The sequence below is a fragment of the Pelomonas sp. CA6 genome (assembly GCF_022549225.1).
Taxonomy (GTDB): Bacteria; Pseudomonadota; Gammaproteobacteria; order Burkholderiales; family Burkholderiaceae_C; genus Roseateles.
Genome location: NZ_JAKZFD010000010.1, coordinates 225,062 through 250,735, shown reverse-complemented (window position 1 = coordinate 250,735; position 25,674 = coordinate 225,062). Strand labels below are relative to the sequence as shown.

22 protein-coding genes are annotated in these 25,674 nt (G+C 68.4%); 19 read left to right on the top strand and 3 right to left on the bottom strand.

Annotated elements, in window-relative coordinates; all coding sequences use genetic code 11:
* The 14 genes from serC to msbA all read left to right on the top strand — a co-directional run bounded on the left by serC (position 1) and on the right by msbA (position 15,370).
* Entirely contained in the window at positions 1 to 1,149 is a 1,149-nt protein-coding gene (serC, locus tag LZ017_RS17530; protein WP_241398186.1) for a 3-phosphoserine/phosphohydroxythreonine transaminase, read from the top strand.
* Positions 1,142 to 2,260: a prephenate dehydratase gene (gene pheA, locus LZ017_RS17525; RefSeq protein ID WP_241398185.1), complete on the top strand. Its 1,119-nt coding sequence runs from the start codon at positions 1,142 to 1,144 to the stop codon at positions 2,258 to 2,260. The genes serC and pheA overlap by 8 nt, the downstream gene beginning before the upstream one ends.
* A 9-nt stretch (positions 2,261 to 2,269) precedes the next feature.
* On the top strand, positions 2,270 to 3,142 hold the full coding sequence (locus LZ017_RS17520; RefSeq protein ID WP_241398184.1) for a prephenate dehydrogenase/arogenate dehydrogenase family protein: 873 nt from the start codon (positions 2,270 to 2,272) through the stop codon (positions 3,140 to 3,142).
* A 16-nt stretch (positions 3,143 to 3,158) separates the two neighbouring features.
* Positions 3,159 to 5,183 (top strand): bifunctional 3-phosphoshikimate 1-carboxyvinyltransferase/cytidylate kinase, encoded by a 2,025-nt coding sequence (locus LZ017_RS17515; protein ID WP_241398183.1) that lies wholly within the window; start codon positions 3,159 to 3,161, stop codon positions 5,181 to 5,183.
* 198 nt (positions 5,184 to 5,381) lie between these two features.
* Positions 5,382 to 7,094: a 30S ribosomal protein S1 gene (rpsA, locus tag LZ017_RS17510; protein ID WP_374109943.1), complete on the top strand. Its 1,713-nt coding sequence runs from the start codon at positions 5,382 to 5,384 to the stop codon at positions 7,092 to 7,094.
* A gap of 120 nt (positions 7,095 to 7,214) precedes the next feature.
* On the top strand, positions 7,215 to 7,544 hold the full coding sequence (locus tag LZ017_RS17505; RefSeq protein ID WP_277604762.1) for an integration host factor subunit beta: 330 nt from the start codon (positions 7,215 to 7,217) through the stop codon (positions 7,542 to 7,544).
* 15 nt (positions 7,545 to 7,559) lie between these two features.
* Positions 7,560 to 7,853: a LapA family protein gene (locus LZ017_RS17500; RefSeq protein ID WP_241398180.1), complete on the top strand. Its 294-nt coding sequence runs from the start codon at positions 7,560 to 7,562 to the stop codon at positions 7,851 to 7,853.
* On the top strand, positions 7,843 to 8,991 hold the full coding sequence (lapB, locus tag LZ017_RS17495) for a lipopolysaccharide assembly protein LapB (RefSeq protein WP_241398179.1): 1,149 nt from the start codon (positions 7,843 to 7,845) through the stop codon (positions 8,989 to 8,991). The genes LZ017_RS17500 and lapB overlap by 11 nt, the downstream gene beginning before the upstream one ends.
* An 11-nt stretch (positions 8,992 to 9,002) precedes the next feature.
* Positions 9,003 to 9,725, top strand: a complete 723-nt coding sequence (locus LZ017_RS17490; protein WP_241398178.1) for a glycosyltransferase — start codon at positions 9,003 to 9,005, stop codon at positions 9,723 to 9,725.
* Positions 9,722 to 10,849: a glycosyltransferase gene (locus tag LZ017_RS17485; RefSeq protein ID WP_241398177.1), complete on the top strand. Its 1,128-nt coding sequence runs from the start codon at positions 9,722 to 9,724 to the stop codon at positions 10,847 to 10,849. The genes LZ017_RS17490 and LZ017_RS17485 overlap by 4 nt, the downstream gene beginning before the upstream one ends.
* Positions 10,846 to 11,628, top strand: coding sequence for a glycosyltransferase family 25 protein (locus LZ017_RS17480; RefSeq protein WP_241398176.1), 783 nt, complete (start codon positions 10,846 to 10,848; stop codon positions 11,626 to 11,628). Before LZ017_RS17485 ends, LZ017_RS17480 begins: the two co-directional genes overlap by 4 nt.
* Complete coding sequence (glf, locus tag LZ017_RS17475) at positions 11,625 to 12,743, top strand: UDP-galactopyranose mutase (RefSeq protein WP_241398175.1); 1,119 nt, start codon at positions 11,625 to 11,627, stop codon at positions 12,741 to 12,743. Before LZ017_RS17480 ends, glf begins: the two co-directional genes overlap by 4 nt.
* Positions 12,740 to 13,573 carry a hypothetical protein gene (locus LZ017_RS17470; protein ID WP_241398174.1) on the top strand — a complete coding sequence of 278 codons (834 nt, stop codon included), beginning with the start codon at positions 12,740 to 12,742 and terminating at the stop codon, positions 13,571 to 13,573. The genes glf and LZ017_RS17470 overlap by 4 nt, the downstream gene beginning before the upstream one ends.
* 15 nt (positions 13,574 to 13,588) lie before the next feature.
* Complete coding sequence (gene msbA, locus LZ017_RS17465; RefSeq protein ID WP_241398173.1) at positions 13,589 to 15,370, top strand: lipid A export permease/ATP-binding protein MsbA; 1,782 nt, start codon at positions 13,589 to 13,591, stop codon at positions 15,368 to 15,370.
* Positions 15,371 to 15,408: 38 nt separating this feature from the next.
* On the opposite strand, the gene LZ017_RS17460 is transcribed toward msbA, so the two are convergent.
* Genes LZ017_RS17460 through dnaE form a run of 3 tightly spaced genes read right to left on the bottom strand, consistent with a single transcriptional unit; the run spans position 15,409 to position 21,184 of the window.
* Positions 15,409 to 16,716 (bottom strand): patatin-like phospholipase family protein, encoded by a 1,308-nt coding sequence (locus tag LZ017_RS17460; RefSeq protein ID WP_241398172.1) that lies wholly within the window; start codon positions 16,714 to 16,716, stop codon positions 15,409 to 15,411.
* 49 nt (positions 16,717 to 16,765) lie between these two features.
* Positions 16,766 to 17,689, bottom strand: a complete 924-nt coding sequence (locus tag LZ017_RS17455; protein WP_241398171.1) for a hypothetical protein — start codon at positions 17,687 to 17,689, stop codon at positions 16,766 to 16,768.
* The gene (dnaE, locus tag LZ017_RS17450) at positions 17,690 to 21,184 is read right to left on the bottom strand and encodes a DNA polymerase III subunit alpha (RefSeq protein ID WP_241398170.1); all 3,495 of its coding nucleotides are present in this window, start codon (positions 21,182 to 21,184) and stop codon (positions 17,690 to 17,692) included. It lies immediately after the preceding gene.
* Between the two features lie 90 nt (positions 21,185 to 21,274).
* Here dnaE and LZ017_RS17445 point away from each other — a divergent pair, with 90 nt between their 5' ends.
* From LZ017_RS17445 to LZ017_RS17425, 5 genes are all read left to right on the top strand, one after another.
* The gene (locus LZ017_RS17445; RefSeq protein WP_241398169.1) at positions 21,275 to 22,210 is read left to right on the top strand and encodes a peptidylprolyl isomerase; all 936 of its coding nucleotides are present in this window, start codon (positions 21,275 to 21,277) and stop codon (positions 22,208 to 22,210) included.
* Positions 22,211 to 22,414: 204 nt separating this feature from the next.
* Positions 22,415 to 23,395, top strand: coding sequence for an alpha/beta fold hydrolase (locus tag LZ017_RS17440; RefSeq protein ID WP_241398168.1), 981 nt, complete (start codon positions 22,415 to 22,417; stop codon positions 23,393 to 23,395).
* Positions 23,396 to 23,451: 56 nt separating this feature from the next.
* Positions 23,452 to 24,246: an ABC transporter substrate-binding protein gene (locus LZ017_RS17435; RefSeq protein WP_241398167.1), complete on the top strand. Its 795-nt coding sequence runs from the start codon at positions 23,452 to 23,454 to the stop codon at positions 24,244 to 24,246.
* 36 nt (positions 24,247 to 24,282) lie between these two features.
* On the top strand, positions 24,283 to 24,975 hold the full coding sequence (locus LZ017_RS17430; RefSeq protein WP_241398166.1) for an ABC transporter permease: 693 nt from the start codon (positions 24,283 to 24,285) through the stop codon (positions 24,973 to 24,975).
* Positions 24,972 to 25,658 (top strand): ABC transporter permease, encoded by a 687-nt coding sequence (locus LZ017_RS17425; RefSeq protein ID WP_241398165.1) that lies wholly within the window; start codon positions 24,972 to 24,974, stop codon positions 25,656 to 25,658. Before LZ017_RS17430 ends, LZ017_RS17425 begins: the two co-directional genes overlap by 4 nt.
* The last annotated feature ends 16 nt before the right edge of the window (positions 25,659 to 25,674 follow it).

Genomic DNA, 25,674 nt, shown 5'->3' with positions numbered 1-25,674 from the left:
ATGAACCCGCCGAACGCACACCGCCCCTACAACTTCTCGGCTGGCCCGGCCGCCCTGCCCGAGGAGGTGCTGAGTCAGGTGTCCGCCGAGATGCTGGACTGGCATGGCAGCGGCATGAGCGTGATGGAGATGAGCCACCGCGGCAAGGAGTTCATCTCCATCGCCGAGGCCGCCGAGGCGGACCTGCGCGAGCTGCTGCAGGTTCCAGCGCAGTTCCGCATCCTCTTCATGCAGGGCGGCGGCCTGGCCGAGAACGCCATCGTGCCGATGAACCTGGCCGGGCGCGGCGGCAGTGGCCAGGTCGACATGGTGGTGACCGGCTCATGGTCCAGCAAAAGCGCGGCCGAGGCCCGCCGCTACGCCGACGTACAGATCGCCGCCAATGGCGCCAACGCTCAAGGCCACTACCAGAGCCTGCCCGCGCCGCAGAACTGGCGCCTGCGGCCCGATGCGGCCTATGTCCACCTGTGCAGCAACGAGACCATTGACGGCGTCGAGTTCCAGGAACTGCCCGACCTGCAGGCGCTGGGCAGCCGAGCGCCGCTGGTGATCGATTTCTCGTCCCACGTGGCCTCGCGCCCGGTGGACTGGAGCCGCGTGGGCCTGGCCTTTGGTGGCGCGCAAAAGAACATCGGTCCGGCGGGGCTGACGCTGGTGATCGTGCGCGAGGACCTGCTGGGCCATGCGTTGCCCATCTGCCCCTCGGCCTTCGACTACAAGACCGTGGCCGAGGCGCACTCGATGTACAACACGCCGCCCACCTTCGGCATCTATGTGGCTGGCCTGGTGTTCCAGTGGCTGAAGCACTTCCGCTATGCGGGGCTCACGGGCCTGGCGGCCATCGAGCAACGCAACATCGACAAGGCGCGCCTGCTCTACGAGACCCTGGACCAGTCGGCGCTGTTCGAGAACCGCGTCGCGGCGCATTGCCGCTCGCGCATGAACGTGCCCTTCTTCCTGCGCGGCGAATACGACACGCCGCAACTGAACGACGCCTTCCTGGCCGGAGCCCGGGAGCGCGGACTGCTGCAACTCAAAGGCCACAAGTCGGTGGGAGGCATGCGTGCATCCATCTACAACGCGATGCCACTGGAGGGCGTGCAAGCCCTGGTGGCATACCTGAAGGACTTTGAGGCACACCATGGCTGAGGGCTCCCCGCCCACCCCCTCCCCCGTCGCCAATCCCGAACTGCTGGTGCTGCGCGACCAGATCGACGCGCTGGACCAGCAGTTGCTGGACCTGCTCAACCGACGCGCCCGCGTCGCCGAGGCCGTCGGTGAACTCAAGCGGCGTGAAGGCACGCCCTTCTTCCGCCCGGATCGCGTCGCTCAGGTGATCGCCAAGATCCAGCAGGCCAATGCCGGCCCACTGAAGGACGAGCATGTGGCCGCGGTCTGGCGCGAGATCATGTCCGCCTGCCTGGCACTGGAATCACCGCAACGCGTGGCGGTGCTGGGCCCGGTGGGTACCTTTTGCGAGCAGGCGGCGATCGAGTACTTCGGCGGCGCCGCCGATCTGATCTACTGCACGAGCTTCGACGAGGTCTTCCACGCCACGGCCAGCGGCAGCGCCCAGTACGGCGTGGTGGGCGTCGAGAACATGACCGAGGGCGTGGTGACGCGCTCGCTGGACCTGTTCCTGCACACTCCCACGCATGTGATCGGCGAGGTCAGCCTGCTGATCCGCCACAACCTGCTGCGCAAGGAGGGCTCGCTGCACGGCATCGAGGCCGTGCTGGCCCATCCGCAGGCGCTGGCGCAATGCCAGAACTGGCTCAACAAGCACCTGCCGGATGCCGAGCGGCGCGCGGTCTCCAGCAATGCCGAAGGCGCACGCCTGGCGGCGCAGAATCCGGCCTATGCGGCGATCGCCAGCGAACGCGCGGCGACGCTGTTTGGTCTGCACATCGTCGCCCACGCGGTGCAGGACGAGGCCTACAACCGCACGCGCTTCGCCGTCATCTGCCTGCCGCAGACCATGGCCACGCCACCCGCCACCGGACGCGACTGCACCAGCCTGATCGTCTCGGTGCCCAACCGGCCCGGCGCGATGCACGACCTTCTGGTACCGTTGAAAAAGCATGGCGTCTCGATGACGCGGCTGGAGTCACGGCCGGCACGGACCGGCCAGTGGGAGTACTACTTCTACATCGACCTGGACGGCCACCCTTCGCAGCCCCATGTCGCCGCGGCACTGGCGGAGTTGCGCGAGCTCTGCGCGTTCTACAAGGTCATCGGCGCCTACCCTCTGAAGTCATAGGCGGAGCGCATGTTCAACCAACTGGGTGTGATCGGCTGCGGCCTGATGGGCGGCTCGTTCGCACTGGCGCTCAAGAAGGCCGGACTGGTCAAGCGGGTGGTGGGCTACAGCAAGTCGCCCTCCACGACCGAAGCCGCGCGCCGTCTGGGCGTCATCGACATCGCGGCCGAATCTGCGCTGCTGGCCGTGTCCGGCTCGGACATCGTTCTGCTCGCAGTGCCGGTGTCGGCGACCGAGGCGACACTGAAGGCGATACGCCACCTGGTCGATCCCGCGGTGCTGCTGATGGACGTGGGCTCGACCAAGGGCGATGTCGTCGAGGCCGCGCAGCGTGTGCTGGGCAAGCAGATCGCTGCCTTCGTGCCCGCACACCCGATCGCCGGCAAGGAAAATGCCGGCGTGCAGCATGCCGATGCGACGCTGTACCAGGGCCGCCAGGTCATCCTGACGCCGCTGCCCCAGACCCGCCCCGAGCTGGTCCAGAAGGCCACCGACGTCTGGTCCGCGATCGGCTGCCAGGTGCTGAAGATGGCGCCGCATCACCATGACACCGCCTTCGCCGCCGTCAGCCACCTGCCCCATCTGCTCGCCTTCGCCTACTTCAGCGCGATCGCCAAGCAGCCGCTGGGCCGCGACTATCTGAGCCTGGCCGGCCCCGGCTTCCGCGACTTCACCCGCATCGCCGCCAGCGACCCGGAGGTCTGGCGCGACATCCTGCTCGCCAACAAGACCGATGTGCTGGAGCAGTCGCGCCGCTTCCGCGACATGCTGGACCTGATGGAACAGGTCATCGCGCGCGGCGACGCCACCGCGCTGGACACCCTGCTGCGCCAGGCCTCCGAAGGCCGCTCGCAATGGCAGATGTCGGGCAAGAGCAAGTAGCCTCTCCTCTCTTTCCATGTACAAGATTCCCTTCCTCGACCTGCCGCCGCTGCGCGGCGCGGCCGGCACCGTGACCCTGCCGGGCTCCAAGAGCATCTCCAACCGCGTGCTGCTGCTGGCCGGCCTGTCCGAAGGCCAGACCGTGGTGCGCGACCTGCTGGACTCCGACGACACCCGCGTGATGCTGGCCGCACTGCGCGAGCTGGGCTGCGGGCTGGAAACCCTGCCCGACGGTGCGCTGCGCGTGAATGGCCTGGGCGGACGGCTGAGCCAGCGCCAGGCTCGGCTCTTCCTCGGCAACGCCGGCACCGCGATGCGGCCGCTGACCGCGGCACTGGCGCTGCTGGCCGCCACCCAGGGCGGGCAGTTCGAACTCTCCGGCGTGCCGCGCATGCACGAACGGCCGATCGGCGACCTGGTCGACGCGCTGCGCGGCCTGGGCTGCGCCGTGGACTGCCTGGGACAGGAAGGCTATCCGCCGCTGCGCCTGTCCGGCCCCTCGCCGCTGCGCCTGGATGCGCCGGTGCGCGTGCGCGGCGACGTGTCCAGCCAGTTTCTCACCGCGCTGCTGCTGGCGCTGCCGCTGGTGGCCGAGCGCGAGATCGTCATCGAGGTGATCGGCGAACTGATCTCCAAGCCCTACATCCACATCACGCTGGAGCTGCTCGCGCGCTTCGGCGTGTCGGTGCAGCGCGACGCCGATTGGCAGCGCTTCGTGATCCCGGCCGGCAGCCGCTACCGCTCGCCGGGCGAACTGCCGGTGGAAGGCGATGCCTCGTCGGCCTCCTACTTCGTCGCGCTCGGCGCGCTCGCCGCCACCGAGGCGCCGCTGCGCATTGAAGGCGTGGGCTCGGCCTCGGTGCAGGGCGACGTGCGCTTCGTCGAGGCTGCGCAGGCCATGGGCGCGCAAGTGGCGATGGGCGCCAACTGGCTGGAGGTGCGCCGCGGCGCCTGGCCGCTGAAGGCGCTGGACCTGGACTGCAACCACATCCCCGACGCGGCCATGACCCTGGCCGTGATGGCGCTCTATGCCGACGGCCCGACCCGGCTGCGCAACATCGCCTCCTGGCGCGTGAAGGAAACCGACCGCATCGCCGCGATGGCCACCGAGCTGCGCAAGCTGGGCGCCACGGTGGAGGAAGGCCCGGACTGGCTGCGCATCCATCCGCTGCACCGCTGGCAGCCGGCGGCCATTCACACCTATGACGACCACCGCGTCGCGATGTGCTTTTCGCTCGCCGCCTTCCATCCGCTGATGGGCGATCGGCTGGAGGGCGAACCGGTGCCGCTGCGCATCCTCGACCCACAGTGCGTGGCCAAGACCTTCCCGGACTACTTCGAGACCTTGTTCGACGTCGTCCAAGCCCGCCCCGAGGACATCCCGGTGATCACCATCGACGGACCCACCGCGTCCGGCAAAGGCACGCTGGCCGACGAGGTCGCCAAGGCGCTGGGCTTTCATGTGCTGGACTCCGGCGCGCTGTACCGCGTGACCGGGCTGGCCGCCCGGCGCGAGGGGCTGGACCTGGACGACGGCGAGGCCGTCGCCGCGCTCGTGCCGCGGCTCCGGCTGCGTTTCGCGGAGGGCGAGGTCTGGCTGGGCGACGAGAACGTCAGCGCCCGGCTGCGCGCCGAGGCCACAGGGCTGATGGCCTCCCAGGTCGCGGCGCATGGCGCCGTGCGCCGCGCGCTGCATCAGTTGCAGCTGAACTTCCGCCGCCTGCCCGGTCTGGTGGCCGACGGCCGCGACATGGGCACGGCCATCTTCCCCGACGCGCCGCTGAAGGTCTTCCTGACGGCGAGCGCGGCCACGCGCGCCGAGCGCCGTCATAAGCAATTGATTTCCAAAGGGATTTCGGCTAATATTGAGAGCTTGCGTGCAGATTTGGAGGCACGAGATGCCCGCGACAAAGGTCGCAGCGCCTCGCCCCTGATGGCCGCCGCAGACGCGCTGGAGCTGGACAACTCGGCCCAGACCATCGAGCAATCGAAGGATCTGGTGCTGGACTGGTGGCAGCAGCGCAGGCCGTTCGGCGCTTGAATCCTCCCGGGACTCCCGCGAGGGCCAGGCACCGCGGGGCCCCGGGCCTGAGAAGCCCATCTGGAGCGCAGCCCCTCCCCTCGGACGTCAGTCCACTGGGGGCTGCGGTTTCGACAACCTAACCCGCAAGCCTGCTTGCACACATCGCCCGGACTTCCGCTCGCACCGCCCTGCTGAGGCCCAGGCTCAGGAATGACCATGTCCCAAATCCAAACCGCCACCGGTGGCGAATCTTTTGCCGCCCTGTTCGAGGAATCGCTGCAACGCGCCAACATGCGCACCGGCGAAGTCATCTCGGCCGAAGTGGTGCGCATCGAACACAACTTCGTGGTGGTGAACGCCGGCCTCAAGTCTGAAGCCTACGTGCCCGTCGAGGAATTCAAGAACGACCAGGGCGAGATCGAAGTCCAGGTCGGCGACTTCATCTCGGTGGCCATCGACGCCATCGAGAACGGCTACGGCGACACCATCCTGTCGCGCGACAAGGCCAAGCGCCTGGCCTCGTGGCTGAGCCTGGAAAACGCGCTGGAGTCCGGCGAGTTCGTGACCGGCACCGTCTCCGGCAAGGTCAAGGGCGGCCTGACCGTGCTGGTCAACGGCATCCGCGCCTTCCTGCCCGGCTCCCTGCTGGACACCCGTCCGGTCAAGGACATGAGCCCGTTCGAGGGCAAGACCATGGAGTTCAAGGTCATCAAGCTGGACCGCAAGCGCAACAACGTCGTGCTGTCGCGCCGTGCTGTGGTCGAGGCTTCGATGGGCGAAGAGCGCGCCAAGCTGCTGGAGACGCTGACCGAAGGCGCCATCGTCAACGGCGTGGTCAAGAACATCACCGAGTACGGTGCGTTCGTGGACCTGGGCGGCATCGACGGCCTGCTGCACATCACCGACATGGCCTGGCGCCGTGTCCGCCACCCGAGCGAAGTGGTGCAGGTCGGCCAGGAACTGACCGCCAAGGTCCTGAAGTTCGACGCCGAGAAGAACCGCGTTTCGCTGGGCCTGAAGCAGCTGGGCGACGATCCCTGGTTCGGCGTGTCGCGCCGCTACCCGGCCAACACCCGCCTGTTCGGCAAGGTCACCAACATCGCCGACTACGGCGCGTTCGTCGAGATCGAGCCGGGCATCGAAGGCCTGGTGCACGTCTCCGAAATGGACTGGACCAACAAGAACGTGGCTCCTTCCAAGGTCGTCTCGCTGGGCGACGAAGTGGAAGTCATGGTCCTGGAGATCGACGAAGACAAGCGTCGCATCTCGCTGGGCATGAAGCAGTGCCGCGCCAACCCGTGGGAAGAGTTCGCCGAGAACGTCAAGCGCGGCGACAAGGTCAAGGGCCCGATCAAGTCCATCACCGACTTCGGCGTGTTCGTGGGCCTGGCCCAGGGCATCGACGGCCTGGTGCACCTGTCCGATCTGAGCTGGAACGAGCCGGGCGAGACCGCCGTGCGCAACTACAAGAAGGGCCAGGAAGTCGAAGCCGTCGTGCTGGCCGTGGATGTGGAGCGCGAGCGCATCTCGCTGGGCATCAAGCAGCTGGATGGGGACCCCTTCTCCACCTATGTCTCGGTCAATGACCGTGGCCAGACCGTGACCGGCAAGGTCAAGACGGTCGATGCCCGCGGCGCCGAGATCGAGCTGGGCGACGACGTCACCGGCTACCTGCGCGCTTCGGAAATCTCCCGCGACCGCGTGGAAGACGCCCGCAACGTGCTGAAGGAAGGCGACGAAGTCACCGCGATCATCATCAACGTCGATCGCAAGACCCGCGGCATCCAGCTGTCCATCAAGGCCAAGGACAGCGCCGACCAGCAAGAAGCCATGCAGCGCCTGTCGCAGTCCAACGAGCGCGAAAACGCCGGCACGACCAGCCTGGGCGCCCTGCTGCGCGCCAAGCTGGACAACCAGAACAACGGCTGATGTCCGGCGGCCGGGGCCCGTGCCCCGGCAACTGTGGCATTCCCTGTTCTGGCCCGACCCCGACTGCGCTAGTCTGGGTCCGGCGCTGAAACCGGCAGGCCCGCCGTCTCCGCGGCGGGCCTGTTTCAATTCAAGAACACTATGACCCGATCCGACCTGGTGACCCATCTGTCCGAGCGCTTCGCCCAGCTCACCCAGCGCGACACCGAGTTCGCGGTCAAGACCATCCTGGACGCGATGTCCGACGCGCTGGCCCGTGGCCACCGCATCGAGATCCGCGGCTTCGGCAGCTTCTCCATCAACCGCCGCCCGCCCCGCATGGGCCGCAATCCGCGCAGCGGCGAACAGGTGCTGATCCCGGAAAAGCTCGTGCCCCATTTCAAGCCCGGCAAGGCCTTGCGCGAGGCCGTGGACACCCGCCTGCCTGTCGCCGAAGACGCGACGAACTGAACCTAGAATCGCCGCATGCGAGTGCTGGTCTGGCTCTTCCGTGCCTTCCTCTTCTTCACGCTGTTCGCGTTCGCGCTCAACAACAGCCAGGAGGTGGTGGTTCATTGGTTCTTCGGCCAGAGCTGGCGCGCGCCGCTGGTGATCGTCGTGCTGATCGTGTTCGGCCTGGGCTGCGCGCTGGGCGTGCTGGCCATGCTGCCGACCTGGTGGAGGCACCGCCGCAACGCCGGACGCGCACAGCCGGCCATGTCGAATCCACCGGCCGCGCCTGACGCACACACCCCTCCGACTCCGCCCGATGGACTTTGATTTCCGCTGGCTGCTGATTGCGTTGCCGCTCGCCTTCGGGTTGGGCTGGCTGGCCTCCAAACTGGACTCGCGCCAGTGGAAACGCGAGCAGCGCGACGCCCCGCGCGCCTACTTCAAGGGCTTGAACCTGCTGCTCAACGAACAGCAGGACAAGGCCATCGACGCCTTCATCGAAGCCGTCCAGGCCGACCCCGACACCTCCGAGTTGCACTTCGCGCTGGGCAATCTGTTCCGCCGCCGTGGCGAGTACGAGCGAGCCGTGCGCGTGCACGAGCACCTGCTGTCGCGCGGCGACCTGCCCAAGAGCGAGCGCGACCGTGCCCAGCATGCGCTGGCGCAGGACTTCTTCAAGGCCGGTCTGTTCGACCGTGCCGAAGCCGCCTATGCCGCGCTCAAGGGCACGACCTTCGAGCAGGACGCCATGCTGGCCCTGCTGTCGCTGTACGAGCGCTCACGCGAATGGCGCAAGGCCGCCGAGGTCGCCGAAGGCCTGGAGGCGCGCGGTGCCGGATCCTTCGCGTCGCGCATCGCCAACTACAGCTGCGAGCTCGCACTGGAGGCGCAATCCCGCCAGGACGACGACGAGGCACGGCGCTGGCTGGACCGCGCGCGCCAGCGCGCCCCGCAAAGTGCGCGTGCCCATGTGCTGCTGGGCCAGATGCTGGCCCTCAAGGGCCAGCACGAGGCCGCGATGTCGGCCTACGCCGAACTGCTCAAGGCCAACCCCGATGCGTTCAACCTCGCCGCGCGTGGCCATGCCCAGTCCGCCCTGGCGGCCGGCAAAGTGCCTCAGGCGCTGGCGCTGCTGGAGGCCCAGTACCGCCGCCATCCCAGCATGGCCCTGCTGAGCGCGATCGCGCTGCTAGAGCCGGCACCCGAGGCTCAGCGCGCGCGCCTGGCCGAGCATCTGCGCGTGGAGCCCTCGCTGAGCGCGGCCTCGCAGTTGCTGCAACATGCGCAGGCCCGTCTGAGCGATGAAGAGGCGCCGCTGGTCGGCGCCGCGCTGCAGCGCGCGGTGCGGCCGCTGCAGCGCTACCGCTGCGCCGCCTGCGGCTTCGAGTCGCAGCACTACTTCTGGCAGTGCCCCGGCTGTCTCAGCTGGGAAAGCTACCCGCCCCGCCAGGTGGAGGAGCTGTGAGCCGCGATCCCATGCGCACCATTCTCTGCATGAAGTGGGGGACCAAGTACGGCCCCGAATACGTCAACCGCCTCTATGCGATGGTGGCCCGCCATCTGCGTGGCGAGTTCCGCTTCGTCTGCCTGACCGACCGCAGCGAGGGCATACGCGCCGAGGTGCAATGCCTGCCCATCCCTGACCTGGCGCTGCCCGAGGGCATTCCCGAGCGCGGCTGGACCAAGCTGACCACCTTCGAAGCCGACCTGCACGGCCTGCGCGGCACCGCGCTGTTCCTGGACCTGGACGTGGTGATCGTCGACGACATCACGCCCTTCTTCGAGGTGCCGGGCGAGTTCCTCATCATTCATGACTGGAAGCGCCCCTGGCGCATCACCGGCAACTCCTCGGTCTACCGCTTCGAACTCGGCCAGCATGCCGATGTGCTGGCCAAATTCCGTGCCGAGTTCGAGACCATACGGCGCCGTTTCCGCAACGAGCAGGCCTATCTGTCGGACGAGATCCACAAGAAAGGCCAGCTGCGCTACTGGGACGCGCGCTGGTGCGCCAGCTACAAGTACCACTGCATCCCGCGCTGGCCGCTGAACTACGTCCGCCAGCCCTCCATCCCCGCGGGCGCCCGCATCCTGATCTTCCACGGCGTGGTGAACCCGCCCGACGCGCTGGAAGGCCGCAGCAATGGCAACTGGCGCCGGCCGCTGCCGGCGCCATGGATCGCGGAGCATTGGCGGGAATGAGCCCGGACGCCCAAGCCCAGCGTCCCCGCGTGCTCCATGTCGTGACCGGAGGCTTTTCCGGGGCCACGCAAGTGGCGCTGGACCTGGCACGGGCCGGGCGTGCGCAGGGCCGCTTCGAGGTCGGCATCGCACTGCGGCGCAAGCGCCAGACCGCGCCCTCACGCATCCAGGCCTTGCGCGACGAAGGCCTGGACGTCCAACTGCTGCCGGGCTGGAGCCATCTCGCCACCATCGCGTCGCTGGCCTCTCTGTGCCGGCGCTGGCAGCCGGAGCTGCTGGTCGCCCATGGCTTTCCCGAGCATCTGCTGGCGCGCTGGGCCGGCTTGTGGGCGGGCGTGCCCCACATGATCCACGTCGAACACAACACCCGCGAACGCTACACCCGCTGGCGCTTGTTCCAGGCACGGCGCCTGGCACGGCGCACCGATGCCATCGTCGGCTGCTCCGAGGGCGTGCGCCAAAGCCTGCTGCGCCTGGGCATGCCGGCCGAGCGTTGCATCGCGATTTCCAATGGCATACGCGTCGAGCCCTTCGTCAGCGCGCCCGAGCATCCCTTTGCCGCGCGCAAGGCGGGCCTGGTCATGGCGGCCCGTTTCGCGCACCAGAAAGACCATCTGACCCTGATCCAGGCACTGGCCCTGCTGCGCGACCAGCATGGATTGCGCCCGCCGTTGCTGCTGGCCGGCGGCGGCTCGGCGCTGTCTCGGCACGCGGCCGAGCGCCTGGTCAAACGGCTGGGACTGCAGGAACAGGTGAGCTTCCTCGGCCACCATCCGCGGCTGCCCCAATTGCTGCTGGAGCACCAGTTCTCCGTGCTGTGCACTCACTACGAAGGCATGCCTCTGTCGCTGGTGGAGGGCATGGCCGCAGGATGCGCGGTGCTGGGCAGCGACGTTCCCGGCGTGCGCGAAATGCTGCGTCACCAGGAGACGGGCTGGCTGGTGCCGCACCGCGACCCTCAGGCCTGGGCCGACGCGCTGGCTCGGCTGCTGCGAGACCCGCAGGTGGCAGCCGAGATGGCCGCACGTGGCCGACAGCAGGCCCTGGAACACTTCCGGCTGGACCAGACTTTGAGAGCCTATGAAGAGCTCTTCGAACGCGTGATTGGAGCGCCGGCCCCATGAGCTGCCCCATCTATCTGATCAACCTGCCCCGCGACGAGCAGCGGCTGCGCGTGATGCAGCAGCAGTTGGACGCGATGCAGCTTCCCTTCCGGCGCATGGATGCGGTGTACGGCAAGGACCTCGGCGCCGCGGAGCGGGCCTCGCTGTACGACGAGGCGCGCAACCGCCGCAGCTACCACCAGATCATGACGCCGGGCGAAATCGGCTGCTATGCCAGCCATCTGCGCGTCTGGCAGGACCTGGCGGCGAGCCCGCATGCCCATGCCCTCGTGCTGGAGGACGACGTGGAGCTGCTGCCGCAACTGCCGGCGGTCCTCGCCGCGATGGACGAGTTGGCGCCGCAGTGGGACATGATCAAGCTCGTGGGACGCGACCATGAACGCAGCTTGCGGGCATGGCGCTTGCCACCGCCCGCCCAGGCAAGTTCGCTGATCCGCTATCGACGGCCTCCCAGCCTGACCGGCGCGTATCTGGTCAGCAAGGAGGGCGCGGTCAAGCTGCTGCGAACCCATCAACCGTTCCACCGTCCCATCGACGTGGACCTGCGCCACTGGTGGGAGTCGGGCCTGCGCCTCTATGGCCTGCGCCCCTATCCCATCAGCCTGGGCGAGGAGTCCTTCACTTCCAGCATAGGCCAGCGTGCGCATGGATCCTGGTGGGCGCGCCGCTGGCGCAAGGCCAGGGGACAATGGGCCTATAACTTTCGTAATGCCTGGGAGAACCTGCGCCTCGCGCGCCAGGGCGATCCCTTCCCTGAACTGGATCCTGACCGCCTATGAAGCCTGACTACCTGATCGTCGGCGCCGGCTTTGCCGGCTCCGTCTGCGCCCGCGTGCTCGCCGAGGCCGGGCGTCGCGTGCACCTGATCGACAAGCGCGAGCACATCGGTGGCAACGCCTACGACCAGCGCGATGCGCATGGGGTGTTGATCCACCCCTACGGCCCGCACATCTTTCACACCAACAGCAAGAAGGTCTTCGAGTACCTGTCGCGCTTCACCACCTGGCGCTTCTACGAACACCGCGTGCTGGCTCAGGTCGATGGCCGCCTGCTGCCCATCCCGATCAACCGCAGCACCATCAACCAGCTCTACGGCCTGAACCTCGGCGAGGACGAGGTCCAGCCCTACCTGGACTCGGTGCGCGAGCCGCGTGAGCCGCTGCAGACCAGCGAGGACGTGGTGCTGAACTCGGTGGGCCGCGACCTGTGCGACAAGTTCTTCCGCGGCTACACGCGCAAGCAATGGGGGCTGGACCTGTCCCAGCTCTCGGCCGGTGTGGCCGCGCGCATCCCGACGCGCTGCAATGACGACGACCGCTACTTCGGCGACAGCTTCCAGTTCATGCCCGCCGAGGGCTACACGCGCATGTTCGAGCGCATGCTCGACCATCCCGGCATCACCGTGCAGACCGGCACCGATTTCCGCGCCGTGCGCGAGCAGTTCCCGGGCGTGCACATCATCTACACGGGGCCGATCGACGCCTTCTTCGACCACTGCCATGGCGCCCTGCCCTACCGCAGCCTGAGCTTCGCGCACGAGCACCTGGCCGGCACCGAGCAGTTCCAACCGGTGGGCACGGTCAACTACCCCAACGACCACGACTACACGCGCATCACCGAGTTCAAGCACCTGACCGGCGAAACCCATGCCGGCACCTCCATCGTGCGCGAGTACCCGCAGGCCGAGGGCGATCCCTATTACCCGGTGCCCCGGCCCGAGAACGAGGCGCTGTACAAGCGCTACCAGGCGCTCGCCGAGGCCACCCCCGGCGTGACCTTCGTCGGCCGCCTGGCCCAGTACCGCTACTACAACATGGACCAGATCGTGGCCACCGCGCTGAAGACGGCGGAGGACCTGCTGCAGACCGGCGCCGCCCCGGAGGCCGCCCGGTGAGCCGCCTGAGCAAATCGCCGACGCACACGCGCAAGAACCTGGTGATCCTGCGCGCCGGCGACGGCTCGCTGCACCGCGGCTGGATCGCCGAGCCCAACCGCGATTTCGACCTGCTGATCAGCTACTACGGCAAGCAGCCGGGTACGCACGAGGCGGAGGCCGACTACTACGAGCATCGCCCCGGGCCCAAGTGGTCCTGCATCGCCGAACTGCTGGCCGAGAACCCCGCGCTGCTGGACCGTTACGAGGCCTTCTGGTTCCCCGACGACGACCTGGCCGCAACCACCGAGTCGCTGAACCGCATGTTCGCGCTCTTCCACGGCCTGAACCTCGCACTCGCGCAGCCGGCGCTGACCCCCGATTCCTATTACAGCTGGGACACCCTGCTGCAGCGGCCCGAGTTCCTGGTCCGCCATGTGGCCTTCGTCGAGGTCATGGCGCCGCTGTTCGAGCGCAGCGCGCTGCGTGCCTGCGTCGGGACCTTCTCGAAGAGCCGCAGCGGCTGGGGCCTGGACTGGGTCTGGCCCACGCTGGCCGGCCGCGGTCGCCCGGACGCGATCGCGATCATCGACGCCACGCCGGTCAAGCACACCCGACCGCTGGGCGGCGATCTCTACCGCAACAATCCCGAGATGGATCCGCGCCGCGACGAGGAGCGCCTGCTGCAGGAGTACGGGCTGGAGGGCCGGCGCTTCACCGGCAAGTACCAACTCAACAGCGTCGTCTCGCGCCATGCGGCGCCCTGGTGGCTGCGCCTCAAGCTGGCGTTGCGTCGCCTCAACGGTAGGCGCCGCTACCGCCGCACCCAGCGCCGCGCCGCGGCGCGCTGATCCCCTGCCCCAGTCATGAGCACCCCTTCCCCGGACGACAGCCTGAGACCCACCGCGAAGCGGCTGATGAGCTATGTGGCCCCGCACCGCGGTGGCCTCTTCCTGACGCTGGTGGCCTACATCGGCGCGGCCTGCACCGAACCGATGATTCCCCAGCTGCTGGGCTATGCGTTGGGCGAAGGCTTCACGCAGTACACCCACAAGAGCAGCCAGCTCACGCCGGGTCTGCCGGCCGAGGCGCCCTTCTCGCTGTGGATGGTGCCGCTGGTGCTGATCGGCCTGTTCGCGATGCGCGGCCTGTTCGGCTTCCTGGGCCAGTACCTGCTGCACCGGACCATCACGCGCACCGTGATGGACATACGCGCCGCGCTGCTGCAAAGCCTGCTGCGGGCCGATGCGCGCGTCTACAGCAGCCTGCAGCCGGCCACCGCGGTCACCAAGGTGGTCAACGACCCCCAGCATGTGATCACCTTGCTCGGCGGCTCGGTCATCACCATCCTGCGCGACGGCCTGCCGGCGCTGGCCATGCTGGGCTATCTGTTCTGGCTCAACTGGCAGTTGACCCTGCTGTCCATGGTCACCGTGCCGGTGATGGCCACGGTGATGCGCCTGGTCAACAAGCGCGTTCGACGCATGGGCACCTGGGCTTATGACGCCAACCTGCGCCTGGTCTCGGTCGTCGAGGACGTCACCCGCGCCTGGCGCGTGGTGCGCAGCTTCGACGCCGCCGACCATGAACGCCAGCGCTTCGCCGATCAATCCCGCGAGGTGCAGCGCAGCGCGCTGAAGACCTCGGCCGCCAACGCGCTGGCGCAGCCGCTGTCGCAGTTGGTGGCCAGCGTGGGCATCTCGCTCATCGTCGCGCTGGCGCTGCTGCAGGCGCGGCACAACCAGGCCGGCGTCGGTGAGTTCGCCGCCTTCGTCGCCGCGCTGCTGCTGATGACCTCGCGGCTGCGCCACCTCACCGACGTGGCCCAGCCCATCACCAATGCACTGGTGGTCGCGCGCGGTTGCCTGGAACTGATGGACCTGCCGCGCGAGCCCGACCACGGCCATACCGAGCTGAGCCAGTTCAGCGGCCGCATCGAACTGGACCAGGTGGTGCTGCGCTATCCGGGGGCCACACGGCCGGCGCTGGATGGGCTCAGCCTGTTGATCGAACCGGGCCGCACCACCGCGCTGGTGGGATCGTCCGGCGCGGGCAAGAGCTCGGTGGTCAACCTGCTGCTGGGCTTCGAGCGGCAGGACGCAGGCCGCGTGCTGCTCGACGGCGTGCCGCTGGAGGACCTGACCAAGGCCAACCTGCGCCGCCAGTTCGCCGTGGTTTCGCAAGACATCGTGCTGTTCGACGCCTCGGTCGCCGACAACATTGCCTATGCCCAGCTGCGCGACGACGCCCGGCTGGAGCAGGTGCTGCGCGCCGCCGCGCTGTGGGACTTCGTACAGACCCTGCCCCAGGGGCTGGACACCCCGGTGGGTGCCAATGGCAGCAAGCTCAGCGGTGGCCAGCGCCAACGCCTGGCGATCGCGCGCGCGCTGTACAAGGACGCGCCGGTGTGGATCTTCGACGAGGCCACCTCGGCGCTGGACACCGAAAGCGAACGCGCCGTGCAGCAAGCCCTGGAGCAATGGCAGGGCCACAAGACCCTGCTGGTCATCGCCCACCGCTTGTCCACCATCCGCCGTGCCGACCGCATCCTGGTGCTGAACCAGGGCCAGGTGGCCGAATCGGGCACCCACGAGGAACTGCTGGCGGCCGGCGGCAGCTATGCCGGCATGGTGGGCCAGAGCCACTGAAACCACTGAAGCCGCTCCGGCGCGGCCAGGTGCCGGACTCAGGCCACCGACTGCAGCCGCCGCTCGCCCGGCCCCTGCACCGCAAAGCCGCCGGCGCGGCGGCGCATGCTCGCCGGGTCGGCCTTGGGGGCCTGCGCCGGCCAGCCGAAGAAGCGCTGGATCTCGCTGCGCCGCGCCAGCGTGTCCGACATGCCCAGCATGATCAGTTCGTTGGTGTAGGACGGCTCGAAGAGCAGGTAGCTGGACAAGGCCGAGCCGCTTGCCTGGCGGCCCTCGCCGCTGACGCCAACGCTGCGCAGCATCGCGCGCACCGGTGGCGGCAGGCTGCCCTGGTGTTCCGCGGCCAGATCGTCCAGGCGGCGGCTGGGCGCGATCACCAGCACGTCGATGGGGCGCAGCGGCGTGGCCTGGCGCGCCTCCGGCGTCAGCAGGTTCAGGGTCTGGTTGATGCGCTGCAGCCGCTCCACATCGACCGCCAGCGCATCCAGGAAGATATTGGACAGCGCATGGCCGGCAATCTGCGCCAGCGACGGCGCCTGCAGCCCGCCACCCTCCTGGTGCGCCACCTGCCCCGGCTCGTGCATGCGGCCGGCGCCGACGACCAGCACGCGGTCCGCGCCCAGGTGAACCGCGGGCGAGATCGGCGCGCTCTGGCGCATGGTGCCGTCGCCGAACCATTCCGGGCGGCCCTGCAGCTCCAGTTGCTCAGCCGGAAAGATGAAGGGAATGGCCGACGAGGCCAGCAAATGTTCCACGCCGATGCGCGCGGGCACGGCGATGCGCTGCGAGCGCAACCAGGGCGCGTGCGGCTTCAGCGTCTGGTAGAAGGTCACGTGCTGGCCGCTGCTGTAGCTGGAGCCGCTGACCGCCAGCGCCTCCAGATGACCGCCGCGCAGCATCTCCTCCAGCCGCTCCATGCGTATCCAGCGCTGCAGCAGCGCGCGCAGCGGCGCGTTGTCCAGCAGGCTGCGCGGCCGGCTGCGCTTCCAGCGCGCCAGCGCCCAGCCGAGGCTCATCATGGTCATCCAGCGCGCGCCGGTGCGTATGACGCCGAAGGCATCGGCCGTGTACACCTGCTCCACATGGATGTTCTGCCAGATGTACATCAAGCCATCGGCGGCGGAGCAGAAGTCGTCGGCCTGGCAGGCCAGCGTCGCCGCATTGATGGCACCGGCCGAGGTGCCGGAGATCACCGGGAAGGGGTTGCCGCCACTGATGCCGGCATCGCGGCGCAGCTGCGCGATGGCCGCCAGCACCCCGACCTGATAGGCCGCGCGCGCGCCGCCCCCGGTCAGGATCAGACCGGTGCGCGCGGGGGACGGGACGGCGGAGAGCAGATGCGCCATGGGCGCAGCTTACGACCGCCGCCCGCCCTTGAGCAGCGGCCCGACCCCGTCAAACGCGGGGGTCGGCGCCGTTGCGGCTCTGCCACCAGCGCTTGACCTTGCGCCGCAGACTCAAGGGCTTGACCGGGTAGGCCGGCGTGCGCAGGCCCGCCAGCGCGTAGTAGCGCTCCAGGACGCCGTTGCGCAACAGGTCCTGCTCCTGCGTGTAGAAGGCGAAATGGCTGACCAGCGCATCGCCGACGATGGCGCCGCTGCGCCCGGTCAGCGACGGCAGCACGGCCGACAGCCATTCCTCGTCGTCCACCTCCGGCGGACAGAAGCGCTCACCCAGCGCGATCACGTCCGCGCCGAAATAGCCCAGGCAGTTGATCGAGAAGCGCGACAGCGAGACCGGGAAGTCCGGCACCTTGAAGGCCGACAGCCGGCCGTCGGCCGCATGGGCCAGGAAGCGCTCGTGCAGCCGCTGCGCGAAGAAGGGGCTGCCCCAGCCCACCGCGTGGGCGGCCTGGCAGCTCAGCTCCTCGGGCAGTTCGACCTGGCTGTGGTACTTCAGCAGCCAGGCGCAGACGGCGTTGTTCACCACCATGGCCGACCACCACAGCGGCCCCGGCAGCCCCTGCGCCTGTGCCGCGCTGCGCTGGGCCAGCGCCGCCTGGTGCAGCCGGCCGAGCGCGCCATCCTCGATGAAGACCACGTCGTCGTCGACCTTGATGTAGAAGGCCTGCGCGTCGTCGCAGTAGCGGTAGAAGCGGTTCACGCTCTTGTTCGTGCCATCGGGGTTCGCGATGGTGACGACGCGTATGCGTGCGTCGCGCTGTGCCAGCCTCTGCAGGTAGGCGCGGTCGCTCTCGCGCCGGCAGTTGTCCCACAACTGCCACTCCTGCACCGCAGGATCGCGCAGCACGTAGTGAGCGAGCAGCTCCAGATAGTGTTCGCGGCCCGCCGGCGTGACCACGATGAGCTTGTCGGACATTCAGCCCCCCGATTCGTAAACAATCTCGGCCGGCGCGAGCCGCGCCAGCGCTTCGTCGCAGGGCCAGAACTTGCCCGCACTGCCCAGCACCAGCTCGGCCACCGCACCGTCGCGGCGTATCGGCACGCGCAGCTCCAGCCCCTGCACCATGGGCCCCTGCTCGCCCTCCACCTGGCGGGGGGGCCAGGTCTTGACCAGGGACTGCAGGGTCGCCGGCGGGCAGTTCGGCGCGGTACGGATGAAGCGCCCGAGCCGGGCGCGCGCGGCCGGCAGATCCCAGATCTGCTGGACGTTCAGGCGCAGGCCGCCGGAGAAGCGGTCGGGCTGCACCTTGCCGCTGACGATGATCAGCTCGTCCTCGGCCAGCACGTCCTTGTTCGCATTGATCAGCTCCTCGTTGGCCACGGCTTCGATCACGTCGCTCTTGTCGTCCAGCTTGAAGATCGCGACCCGGCCACGCTGGCCATTGATGATGCGCAGCTCGCTGACGATGCCGCTGACCAGCACCGGCTCCCGGCTGTCCTGCAGGTCGACGATGCGCCGCCGCACCATGCGGCGCAGCTCGGCCTCCGCCTGGTCGTAGAGGTGGCCGGAGAGGTAGTAGCCGATGGCCGTCTTCTCCAGACTCAGCTTCTCCTTCACGCCCCAGGGCGCGGCCTCCACCAGGTCGGGCTCGGCGGTGGACGACCCATGCGTGTCATCGAAGTCGAACAGCCCGCCCTGGTTGGCGTTCTGGTCCTGCGTGTCGGCATAGGTGTAGCCCAGCGCCACGCTGGCCAGCAGTCGCGCGCGGTCGGGCTCCAGCAGGTCAAAGGCGCCGGCCTTGATCAGCGCCTCCACGACGCGCTTGTTCACCGACTTGCGGTCCACGCGCACGCAGAAGTCGAAGAAGCTCTTGAAGGGACCGCCCTCTTCGCGTGCCGCGACGATGGCCTCGATCGCGCCCTGGCCCGTGCCCTTGATCGCGCCCAGGCCGTAGCTGATCAGCTTGTCTTCGAGCGGAATGAAGCGGTACACGCCGCGGTTCACGCAGGGCGGCAGGAACTCGATCTTGAACTGCTTGGCGTCGGCGAGCAGGACCTTGAGCTTGTCCGTGTCATCCATTTCCAAGGTCATGTTCGCGGCGAAGAACTCCGCCGTGTAATGCACCTTGAGCCAGGCCGTGTGATAGGCCAGCAGCGAATACGCGGCCGCGTGCGACTTGTTGAAGCCGTAGCCCGCGAACTTCTCCATCAGGTCGAAGACCTCGTCCGCCTTGGCCTCGTCGATGCCCTTCTCGGCCGCGCCCTTGCGGAAGATCTCGCGGTGCTTGGCCATCTCCTCGGGCTTCTTCTTGCCCATCGCGCGGCGCAGCATGTCCGCGCCGCCGAGGCTGTAGCCGCCCAGCACCTGCGCGGTCTGCATCACCTGCTCCTGGTAGACCATGATGCCGTAGGTCTCGGCCAGCACGGGCTCGGTGAGCGGATGCGGATACTCCACCACCTCCTTGCCGTGCTTGCGCGCGACAAAGGTGGGGATCAGGTCCATCGGTCCCGGGCGGTAGAGCGCGTTCAGTGCGATCAGGTCCTCCAGCCGCGAGGGCTTGGCGTCGCGCAACATGCCCTGCATGCCGCGCGATTCAAACTGGAACACCGCTTCGGTGAGGCCCGCGGAGAAGAGCTTGTACACCGCCGAGTCGTCCAGCGGGATGGTCTCGAAGGCGAAGTCCTTCTGGTCCGGATGGCGCTCGACGATGAAGTCCTTGGCCTGCTCCAGGATGGTCAGCGTGGCCAGGCCCAAGAAGTCGAACTTCACCAGGCCGATCGCCTCCACGTCGTCCTTGTCGTACTGGCTGACCGCGCTGGTGGAGCCGGGCTGCTGGTACATCGGGCAGAAGTCGGTGATCTTGCCCGGCGCGATCAGCACGCCGCCGGCATGCATGCCGATGTTGCGCACCATGCCCTCGACACGGGTGGCCAGCTTCAGCAGTTCGGCCACCTCCTCGTCGGCCTTCTCGCGCTCCTCCAGCTCGGGGGCTTCTTTGCGCGCGTAGATGATGCCGCCGTCCGGATCAGCGGGCACCGGCGCCAGCGTCACCGTCTTGCCCGGCGGCGCGGGGATCAACTTGGCGATCGAATCCACATGGCCAAAGCCCATGCCCAGCACGCGCCCGATGTCGCGCAGCGCGGCCTTGGCCGCCATGGTGCCGAAGGTGGCGATCTGACTCACCGCGGGACGGCCGTACTTGTCCTTGACGTATTCGATGACGCGGTCGCGGTTGCCCTGGCAGAAGTCCACGTCGAAGTCGGGCATGGAGACCCGCTCCGGGTTCAGGAAGCGCTCGAACAGCAGGTTGTATTGCAGCGGGTCCAGGTCCGTGATCGAGAGCACATAGGCGACCAGCGAGCCCGCGCCCGAGCCCCGGCCCGGCCCCACCGGGCAGCCGTTGGCCTTGGCCCAGCGGATGAAGTCCGACACGATGAGGAAGTAGCCCGGGAAGCCCATCTTGATGATGGTGCCCAGCTCGAACTCCAGCCGCTCCACATAGCGCGCGCGCTCGGCCTCGCGCTTGGCGGGGTCGGGATAGAGCAGCTGCAGCCGCTGCTCCAGGCCCTCGAACGAGAGCTGGCGGAAGTACAGGTCCATCGGCATCGGCGTGCCGTCGTCCTGGATGGGGGTCGGGAAGTCGGGCAGGCGCGGCTTGCCCAGCACCAGGGTCAGGCTGCAGCGGCGGGCGATCTCCACCGTGTTGGCGATCGCGCTGGGGATGTCGGCGAACAGCGCCTCCATCTCGGCCTGTGTCTTGAAATACTGTCCCGGCAGGAAGCGCTTGACCCGCTTGGGATTGGCCAGGGTTTCGCCTTCGGCGATGCAGACGCGGGCCTCGTGCGCGTCGAAGTCTTCCTCGGACAAGAACTGGATGGGATGCGTGGCCACCACCGGCAGCTGCAGTTCGGCGGCCAGCGGCACCAGCTGGCGCACCAGCGCCTCCTGGCCGGCCAGCCCGGCGCGCTGAAGCTCCACGTAGAAGCGCCCCGGATAGATCGCCGACAGGCGCTGCGCCCACTCCAGCGCCCGCGGCCGGTCGCCGGCAGCCAGCGCCTGACCCAGCGGGCCGAACTGCATGCCCGACAGACAGATCAGCCCCTCGGACAGCTCCTGCATCCACTCCTGCTTCAGCAGCGCCTGGTTGCGCTGCACGTTCTGGATCCAGCCGCGCGACAGCAGCTCGGACAGGTTCAGATAGCCCTGCGTGCTTTGCACCAGCAGCAGCACGCGGCTGGGCGGCTTGTCCGCGGCCTCGGGCTCCAGCCAGACGTCCGCGCCCAGGATGGGCTTGACGCCCTTCTTGCGGCAGGCGTTGTAGAACTTCACCGCGCCGAACATATTGGCCAGGTCGGTGATCGCCAGCGCCACCTGGCCATCCTTGGCCGCCGCCTTGGCGGCGTCGTCGATTCGCAGGGTACCGTCGACGACGGAGAACTCGGTATGGGTGCGCAGGTGAACAAACGTCATGGGCGAATTGTAGGGATGACCCAAGGTCGCTCCGGGGGAGCTGCCGCTATGCTGCGCGCTTTCATTGCCTACGGCCCGGACGACCTTGCCATGAAGCTTCCCGCCCTGTCCCTGCTGGCCCTTGGCCTGCTCTGCTCGGCCGCGCTGGCCCAGAAGCCCGCGCAACCCTTGGCGCAGAAGCCGCCGGCCAAGCCGGCGCGCAGCAGTGCCGAGATCCTCGCCGCCACCAGCGCCGCCGACTGGCGCGACGTGGACCCCGAGAACCTGCTGCTGATGACCCTGCCCCAGGGCCAGGTGCTGATCGAGCTGGCACCGCGCTTCGCTCCGCGCCATGCGCAGAACATCCGCGCGCTGGCGCGCGGCGGCTATTACGACGGGCTGGCCATCGTCCGCGTGCAGGACAACTTCGTCACCCAATGGGGCGATCCCGACGCCGATACGCCGGACAAGGCGCGCGCCTTCCCGGCCGGCGCCCAGGCCAGACTCCCGGCCGAGTTCTCGGTCGCGCTGAAGGGCCTGCCGCTGAACGCGTTGCCCGACGTGGACGGCTGGGCGCCGCGCAGCGGCCATGTCGAGGGCTTCCCCGTGGCCGCCGACCCCAAGACCGGCCAGGCCTGGCTGGCGCACTGCTACGGCATGGTGGGCGCGGGCCGCGGCGACGCGGTCGACTCCAGCACCGGCGCCGAGCTCTACGCCGTGATCGGCCATGCGCCGCGCGGACTGGACCTGAACATCACCGTCGTTGGCCGCGTGCTGCGCGGCATGGAGCACCTGGCCGCGCTGCCGCGCGGCGGGCAGAACATGGGCTTCTACGACAAGCCGGAACAGCGCCTGGCCATCCGCTCGGTGCAGCTGGCCGCGACGCTGCCGGCCGAGCAGCGGCCCGCGCTGCAGGTGCTGCGCACCGATGGCGAGGCCTGGAAGGCCTTGCTGGACGCGCGCCGCTACCGCGGCGGCTGGTTCGTCCACAGCCCCGGCCACACCGAGATCTGCAGCGCGCCGGCGCCAGTTCGCAACAAGCCGTGAGCGGCGGGCGGTGGCTGTCCATTCGTGTGCGCCAACCGCCCTACAATGCGCGGCTTCCGTACTGACCCGCGCCCTTGAGGCCTTGCGGGATGTTCCCGGCGCCATGCCCCAGGTTTTCGACAACGTCCGCCCCCAGCCCGTCGGCCGCGCCGCACGGGCGCCGCATCCGGCCCCTGCCCGCGGTGCGCGAAGGACGCCCGGCGCATGAGTGAGCGTCGATCCCCGACCGCGGTCCTGCTGAAGCTGCTGGGCTTCGCGGTGCTGGCGCTGGCGCTGCTGGCCATGGCCTTTCGAGCGCCGGATCGATCGCTGGAAAGCCTGGTGGCGCGCTGGGCCCCGCCGCCGTCCGAATTCATCGAACTGGCCCTGCCTGGCGGCAGCACGCAGCTGGTGCATCTGCGCGACCAGGGGCCGCGCAGCGAACGCCCGCCGCTGGTCCTGCTGCATGGCACCGCCGCCAGCCTGCACACCTGGGAAGGCTGGGTGCGCCAACTCAGCCGCGAGCATCGCGTCATCAGCGTGGACCTGCCCGGCTTCGGGCTCACCGGCCCGTCGGCTTCGGGCGACTACCGCGACGCAGCCTACGTGGACTTCGTCGCGGCCTTGCTTGACCGGCTCAAGCTGGGGCCGGTCGTGATCGGCGGCAATTCACTGGGCGGGCAAATTGCCTGGCAGTTCGCCGCGCGCTGGCCCGGCCGCGTGCGCGGGCTGGTGCTGGTCGACGCCAGCGGCCTCGTGTTCCAGAGCGAATCGGTGCCTCCCGGCTTCCAGGTGGCGCGTTCGCCCTGGCTGCAGACGCTGGCCGGCAGCTTTTTGCCGCGCCCGCTGGTGCAGCGCAGCGTGCAAAGCGTCTTCGGCGATCCGTCCCGGGTCAGCGCGGCGCTGGTGGACCGCTACTTCGAACTGACCCTGCGCGAAGGCAACCGGCAAGCCCTGATTCAGCGACTCGCCCAGCTGGAGCCCGGGCGACATGCGGACGAACTGGACCGGCTGCGCACACCGACGCTGATACTCTGGGGGGAACAAGACCGATTGATCCCGCCCGCGCTGGCCGAAGAGTTCAAGCGCCGCATCGCCGGCAGCCAGCTGACCGTCTTTCCCGGACTGGGGCATGTGCCACAGGAAGAAGACCCCGAGTCCACCGTGCGCCCGGTTCTGGCGTTTTTGAACTCGCTCAAACCCTGATGGAGCGCGGCAGCCCCGCGGCGCAACATCGTCCACTTTCCCACCAAGGAGCCCTTATGCAACGTCGCCATCTGATCGCGCGCAGCGCGCTGGCCCTGACCGCCCTGCTGGGCGCCACGGCCGTCCTGGCCCAGGCCCCCGACTGGAAGAAGATCCGCATCGGCGTCGAAGGCGCCTACCCTCCGTTCTCCGAGGTGGGGCCGGACGGCAAGCTAAAGGGCTTCGAGATCGACCTGGCGATGGCGCTGTGCGCGGAAATGAAGGCCGAGTGCCAGCTGGTGCAGCAGGACTTCGACGGCCTGATCCCGGCGCTGCAGTCGCGCAAGATCGACGCCATCATCGCGTCCATGTCCGTCACCGACGAACGCAAGAAGGTCATCGCCTTCTCCAACCCCTACTACAACACCCCGGCCCGCTTCACCGCCAAGCAGGGCGTGCAGCTGGACGCCACGCCCGCCGGCCTCAAGGGCAAGAAGATCGCGGTGCAGCGCGCCACCATCCACGAAAAGTTCGCCGCCGACACCTTCAAGCAGAGCGAGATCGTGCGCTACGCGACCCAGGACCAGGCCTTCCTGGACCTGAAGTCCGGCCGCGTGGACGTGACCCTGGCCGACATGGTCGCCGCCGACGTGGGCTTCCTGAAGACGCCAGGCGGCAAGGGCTATGCCTTCGTCGGTCCGAAGTACGACGACGTGAAGTACTTCGGCGTCGGCAGCGGCGTGGGCATGCGCAAGGCCGACGAGAAGACCCTGGCCAAGAAGTTCAACGACGCGATCGCCGCCGTCAAGGCCAACGGCACGTTCAAGAAGCTGAACGACAAGTACTTCGAGTACGACATCTCGACCAAGTAAGCCCCCGGCCTCATCCCCCATCGGACACCGAAGAAGATGACGCTTCACGGCTATCTCCCCAGCCTCCTGCAGGGGGCTGTGATCACCCTGGGCGTGGCGCTGGCCTCGATGGCGCTGGCCATGGCCCTGGGTCTGCTGGGCGCGCTCGCCAAGCTGTCGAAATGGCGGCTGGCGCGCATCCCGGCCACGATCTACACCACGCTGATCCGCGGCGTACCGGACCTGGTGCTGATGCTGCTGATCTTCTTCGGCGGCCAGGTCGCGGTGAATGCCATCGCGACCTCGCTGGGGCATGAGGACTACATCGACATCGACCCCTTCCTGGCCGGCGTCATCACCATCGGCTTCATCTTCGGGGCCTACCTGACCGAGGCCTTCCGCGGCGCCTTTCTCGCCGTGCCGCCCGGGCAGCGCGAGGCCGGGCTTGCCTTCGGCATGAGCCCGCGCCAGGTCACCTGGCGGATCACGCTGCCGCAGATGTTCCGGCATGCGCTGCCGGGGCTGTCCAACAATTGGCTGGTGCTGATCAAGAGCACCGCCATCGTCTCCGTGATCGGGCTGCACGACCTGATGACGCGCGGCTCCCAGGCCGCCGGCAACACGCGCGAGCCCTTTGTCTTCTATCTGGCCGTGGCGCTGATCTACCTGGCCTTCACCACCGTGTCCGAGCTGGTCTTCGACCGCCTCAACAAGCGCTTCTCGGTGGGCGTCAGGGGCCACCAGCTATGAATCTGGACACCATCCTGGAGAACCTCCCGCAGTACCTGGACGGCGCCTGGCTGACCGCGCAGCTGCTGCTGATCTCGCTGGCGCTGGGTCTGCTGCTGGCGATTCCGCTGGCGGTGCTGCGCTCGCTGCCGTCGCCGTGGATCTCGCGGCCGATCTGGCTCTACACCTATGTGTTCCGCGGCACGCCCATGCTGGTGCAGCTCTTCCTGATTTACTACGGGCTGGGCCAGTTCGAATGGATGCAGCAGAGCGCGCTGTGGCCCTGGTTCAGCTCGGCCTGGTTCTGCGCCTGCCTGAGCTTCGTGCTCAACACCTGCGCCTACACGGTGGAGATCATCGCGGGCAGCATACGCGCGCTGCCGGCCGGCGAGATCGAGGCCGCCAAGGCTCTGGGCATGAGCCGCTGGGTGATGCTGCGCCGCATCGTGCTGCCCTCGGCGCTGCGCCGCGCGCTGCCCGCCTACAGCAACGAGGCCATCTTCATGCTGCACGGCACCTCGCTGGCCAGCATCGTGACCATCATGGACCTCACCGGCGTGGCGCGCACCGTCAACGCCACCTACTACATCCCCTTCGAAGCCTTCATCACCGCCGCCATCTTCTATTTCGCGATGACGCTGGTGCTGGTGGGCCTGTTCCACAAGGCCGAGGCGCGCTGGCTCAAACCGCTGATGCCGCGCTGAAGACCGCCCCATCCAC